The following is a 5,552-nucleotide window of genomic DNA, read 5'->3' on the forward strand; positions in this document are numbered from 1 at the left end:
TAGGGTAAGATGTTCTTATTGGATTCTTGCCAAAGACTGTTTAAATTCTGCGAGAGAATTAGCAGTAGCTGCTAATTTTAGTAGCTCTTTTAAGAGAGCAAGGTTAGTGATTTTGTCAAAACAGTTTTGGAATCTCGATTAGGTGAAGTTCCTTTAGATGTGGAACAATACCTGAATAAAGTTTCGGTACTATCTACATTACAAGAGATTGTTAAATTAGCAGCTACTGCTAATTCTCTCGCAGAATTTAAGCAGTCTTTGACAAGAATCCAATATCGTAATTCATGAACCAAACAACCGCCAATTATGATGAACCCTGGAAAGAAGCATTAAGCGAATATTTTGAAGCGTTTTTAGGCTTCTTTTTTCCGGAAGTTCACCAATTAATTGATTGGACAAAAATTCCTGAATCCTTAGAAAAAGAACTAAAAAGGATTACCGCTTCAGCAAAGACAAAAAACGTTTCGCCAGCGCAGCATAGCTGGTAAATATCCTCAAGGGTTACAGGTTCACTCATGGACTGACATCGAAAACAAAACACCCCTAATCATTTTAGCGATTCGGTCGAGAAAACCGAGGAGAGCGAGAGAGCAAAAACGGGATAAATATTAAGAATTATGTAAAAAGCTTGACAAATATGTAAAAATATTGTGTGAAGCTGTTTTTTATAAAACTTAAATCGCTCTTACAATTCCTTATGAGGCGTTTTTCAGCTTGAAATTGCCATTATTGCTGATTTTAAGGATAAATTGTCTTCTAGGCAGTTTTTAAAACCGAGGACTAAGCTAACTTGTGGATACGATGCACAATTAGTATTCAGATCTTGATTCGGCAAGGCCAGCACTCAAATTAATACTCACAACCATAGACAAAAGGTTATATAAATCTAACTAATCATTTACTTGAGTAATTGGTATTTTACAAATCGCTGAAAGCAAGTCACCATAGGAATTAAGCAAATGCAGTTCCGAATCAAATCCTGTGGGAGAGAGAAATTATGGTTGCTTTAATCACCCCAAAACCCGCTAAAACCAGCCGTTTAACCACACAAATCCAAGAAATCGCCGAAAATACTTTTACCTTGCGCTGTTTGGATTGGGATCGCGAGCGCTTTGATATCGAATTTGGTTTAGAAAACGGTACCACTTATAACTCTTTTGTTATTCAAGGGGAAAAAACCGCCCTAATTGATACATCTCACCGCAAATTTGATCGCCTTTATCTGGAGGAATTAACTAAACTAATCAACATCAATCATCTTGATTATTTAATTATCAGTCACACCGAACCCGACCACAGTGGTTTAGTCAAAGAAGTTTTGGAATTAGTCCCAGAAGTTACCGTGGTTGGGGCAAAAGTTGCCATGCAATTCCTCGAAAACATGGTACACAGACCCTTTAAACAGTTAATCGTTAAAAGTGGTGATACTTTAGATTTAGGCAATGGTCATGTCTTAGAATTTGTTTCAGCCCCTAATCTTCATTGGCCTGATACTATCTTCACTTTTGATGCTAAAACTGCCACCCTTTTTACCTGTGATGCCTTCGGAATGCACTTTTGCGATGATCAAACCTACGATCGAGAAAAAGACCTGCTAGAAGCCGATTTTCAAACCTATTATGACTGTCTGATGCGACCGAATGCTCGTTCAGTTTTAGGGGCAATTAAAAGAATCGAGAAATTTGAGATTAATCTCATTGCCACCGGTCACGGTCCCCTATTAAAACACCATATTTCTGATTGGGTGGGACGCTATCAAACTTGGAGTCAAGAACAAACTTCTGCCGATACTTTAGTGGCTGTATTCTTTACCCAAGATTACGGACAAAGTGAACATTTAGCTACTATGATTAGTCAGGGTCTGACTAAAACTGATGTGGTGACAGAATTAGTCGATATGAATAATGCTGATCCCCACGAAGTCAGAGAATTAATCAATCAGTCTAAGGGAGTTGTCATCGGAATGCCTCCCCAATCTTCCCCGATTAACCAGACGATTTTAAGCACAATTCTTGCTTCAGTTAATGGCAAACAAGCGGTAGGATTATTTGAGTCAGGAGGTGGGGAAGATGAACCAATTTTTCCCTTAAGAAATAAATTACAGGAAATGGTCGCGATCGAAGCTTTTCCTCCTCTTTTAGTTAAAGACAACCCCAATCAATCCCTCGATTTTATTGCCGATGAAGCAGGAACCGACCTCGGCCAATGGTTAAGCCGAGAAAAAACGATTAAACAAATTAAATCGATTAACAACGACTTAGAAAGAGCTTTAGGCCGTATTAGCACCGGATTGTACTTAATTACTTCCCAAAAAGCCGATTTATCTAGTGCCATGATTGCCTCTTGGGTGACACAAGCAAGTTTAAATCCTTTAGGTGTGGCGATTGCAGTGGCCAAAGATCGGGCAATGGTATCCTTTTTACAGCCTAGCGATACCTTTGTTTTAAATGTTTTAGCTGAGGATAATTACCAGAAATTAATGAAACATTTCCTCAAGCGTTTCTCTCCCGGTGCCAATCGTTTTGAAGGCATTAAAACCTATACTGCCAATAATGGATCACCAATTTTAGCCGATGCCTTAGCTTACATAGAATGTGAAGTAACCAGTCGTTTAGATTGCGGCGATCATTGGGTAGTTTATTGTACCGTTAATACTGGACGAGTTGCCCGTTTAGATGTCTTAACTGCTGTCCATCATCGCAAAGTTGGCAACCATTATTAACAGTTATCAGTTAACAGTTATCAGGTATCAGTTATCAGTTATCAGATTTGATTGTTCAGTGGATAGTGTTAAGTAGGAAGTTGCCGCTTTCTTTTCACTGATTACTGTTTACTGCTCACTGATAACTGAAACACCCAATTCTATCAATCTTAGGAGAAATAAAATGTACGAACCAATTAAAAACCCTTCCCCAATGATGGTGCGAGTAGTGCAAGTCTTAGAAATGATTCAAGATTTAATTGTCATTTCTCTCTGTATTGGTTTATTTAGCTTCATGGTGTTAGAAGTCAGAGAAATGTTTATGTCTCTGCTGCCACCGATTCAATTTCGGATTATTACCGCCGATATTTTATTCCTCTTAATTCTAGTAGAATTGTTCCGATTGTTAATTATTTATTTGCAAGAAAAACGAGTTTCTATCGGTGTTGCTGTGGAAGTTTCTATCGTCTCGGTTTTGCGAGAATTAATTGTCAGAGGAGTCCTAGAAACTAATTGGACACAAGTATTAGCTGCCTGTGCTTTTCTAATAGTTCTTGGTACATTAATGGTGTTAAGAGTTTGGCTTCCTCCCACCTTTGAAGGTATCGATCCTGAACAAAAAGTTTCTGAACGTTATCGTCAACATTTAGTTAAAGAATTAACTGAAATAAACAGCAAAATTTAGTCAGTTATCAGTTATCAGTTATCAGTTATCAGTTATCAGTTAGAAGGGGATAGGTAAATGGGGGAATAGGGAAATGGGGAGATAGAGTAATTTCAACTAAAACCCTAAAACCCTAAAACCCCACACCCCAACACCCCAACACCCCAACACCCAACACCCAACTGAACAATTATGAGCGCTACTACCTTAATTCCTAATCCTGCTATTAATAATCGCTCCCGCGATGTTCAAACCGCAGAAATTGCCGATAAAACTTTGGTTTTTCGCTCCCGTACTTGGGACAGATTAAAATTTGAAATAGAATATGCTCGTCAACGGGGAACCACCGCTAATTCCTATCTTATCTGTGGTGATAAAACCGCCTTAATCGATCCCCCTGGAGAATCCTTCACCGAAATTTATTTAGAAGAAATTCGTCAATATATCTCCTTACATCGTCTCGATTATCTGATTCTCAGTCACGTTAATCCCAATCGTATCGTCACTTTAAAGGCATTATTAGCCGAAACCCATCAAATCACCATCCTCTGTTCTAAATCTGCCGTCAATACCCTTAAAAATGCCTTTCCCGATGCACAAATTTTTGGCATACGAACCGATGAAATCCTTGATTTAGGGCAAGGTCATCAACTAAGTTTTATTAATGTCCCTACGCCGCGCTGGCCCGATGGTATCTGCACTTTTGACCAAAAAACCCAAATTTTATACAGCGATAAATTCTTTAGTGTGCATCTGTGCAGTGACGCTCTTTGGGATAAGAATTGGAAACAATTAGACGCGGATCGTCGTTATTATTTTGATTGTCTCCATGCCGTGCAATCCAAAGCGGTAGAAACAGCCCTCGACAAAATTAAAGAATTTCCCGCCCAATATTATGCACCCGCCCACGGTCCGATAATTCGTTATAGTCTTAGTCGTCTTGCCCACGATTATCGTGATTGGTGTCAAGAACAAAAAACTCGACCTCTACAAGTGGCTTTATTATATGCTTCTGCCTACGGAAATACTGCCACCCTGGCCCGCTCGATCGAACGGGGATTATTAGAAAATGATCTGGCCGTAGAATCAATAAATTGTGAGTTTGCCACCCCCGCCGAAATTAGTCAAGCGATCGAAAATTGTGACGGATTTATTATCGGTTCTCCCACCTTAGCCGGTCACGCTCCCACTCAGATCCAAACCGCTTTAGGAATCGTTCTTTCCACGGCAGCAAAAACTAAATTAGCCGGTGTTTTTGGTTCCTACGGTTGGAGTGGGGAAGCTGTAGATTTAATTGAAACTAAACTCAAAGATGCCAATTATCGCCTCGGTTTTGAATCCTTGCGCGTGCGTTTTAGCCCCACAGAAAGCTGTTTACAAGCAGGTTATTTAGCCGGAGAAACCTTCGCCCGGACCTTGAAAAAAACCAAAAAATTGCGGGTTCCCCAACAGGGAATGACCGAAACACAAATCGATCGCACTGCCCAGGCCGTTGGTCGGATTGTCGGTTCCCTCTCTGTTCTCACCACTCGTCAGGGCGAGGATCATGCTGGTTTCCTGACCTCTTGGGTATCCCAAGCCAGTTTTAACCCCCCGGGGCTAATTATCGCCGTTGCTGACGAACAAGCCGCCGATCGCCTAATTAACTCAGGAACCGCCTTTACCTTGAATATTCTCAAGGAAGGGCGCAATTTACGCCGTCATTACGCCTTTAGGCCCAGGAGTGTCAAGGGATTAGAAACCCAAGCCGGGGAAAATGGCTGTCTGATTTTAAGCGAAAGTCTCGCCTATCTAGAGTGTACGGTCAAAGAGCGACAACTCTGCGGCGATCGCTGGTTAGTCTATGCTACCGTCGAGCGGGGTCAAGTTTTGGATAGTAACGGTGTCACCGCCATCGGTCATCGCAAATCCGGTAGTCAGTATTAAAACTGGACTAGCGGGGCAAAGCTCCTGACTTTCCCCCCATCATCGGCCTAGATTTCTGGGAAACAAATGTTATGTTAGTATCCAAGGCTGTCCGACCAGGTTATTTTGTCTTTGTTTCCCCTTGACATCCTCACCGCCGTAAACGGACGGTGATTCCCAAACCTCACGATTTAGGTTTCTGCTTCTTTCCCTTGCGGGGTTCCGCACCTGCCTTAACAGATTTACTCTGTTCTGGTCTTATGGTCGCTCTACAGACTGACA

General features: G+C 41.1%; 3 protein-coding genes and 2 pseudogenes. All 5 read left to right on the top strand.

Going from position 1 to position 5,552, the window contains the following annotated elements; all coding sequences use genetic code 11:
• Positions 1-108: 108 nt before the first annotated feature.
• Positions 109-288 (top strand): annotated as a pseudogene (locus tag IM322_RS20205) (hypothetical protein); the annotation flags it as partial.
• Positions 285-458 (top strand): annotated as a pseudogene (locus tag IM322_RS20210) (transposase); the annotation flags it as partial. The pseudogenes IM322_RS20205 and IM322_RS20210, both read left to right, overlap by 4 nt.
• 539 nt (positions 459-997) lie before the next feature.
• Complete coding sequence (locus IM322_RS20215; RefSeq protein WP_287675435.1) at positions 998-2,722, top strand: diflavin flavoprotein; 1,725 nt, start codon at positions 998-1,000, stop codon at positions 2,720-2,722.
• A 163-nt stretch (positions 2,723-2,885) separates the two neighbouring features.
• Positions 2,886-3,386, top strand: coding sequence for a phosphate-starvation-inducible PsiE family protein (locus IM322_RS20220; RefSeq protein WP_002763297.1), 501 nt, complete (start codon positions 2,886-2,888; stop codon positions 3,384-3,386).
• A gap of 171 nt (positions 3,387-3,557) precedes the next feature.
• The gene (locus IM322_RS20225; protein ID WP_287675434.1) at positions 3,558-5,291 is read left to right on the top strand and encodes a diflavin flavoprotein; all 1,734 of its coding nucleotides are present in this window, start codon (positions 3,558-3,560) and stop codon (positions 5,289-5,291) included.
• Positions 5,292-5,552: the final 261 nt, after the last annotated feature.

Source organism: Microcystis sp. M109S1 (assembly GCF_020247025.1).
Lineage (GTDB): Bacteria > Cyanobacteriota > Cyanobacteriia > Cyanobacteriales > Microcystaceae > Microcystis.

Excerpts from the sequence above, each read along its gene's own strand:
- IM322_RS20215 (WP_287675435.1), top strand. The coding sequence starts at position 998 with ATGGTTGCTTTAATCACCCCAAAACCCGCTAAAACCAGCCGTTTAACC.
- IM322_RS20220 (WP_002763297.1), top strand. The coding sequence starts at position 2,886 with ATGTACGAACCAATTAAAAACCCTTCCCCAATGATGGTGCGAGTAGTG.
- IM322_RS20225 (WP_287675434.1), top strand. The coding sequence starts at position 3,558 with ATGAGCGCTACTACCTTAATTCCTAATCCTGCTATTAATAATCGCTCC.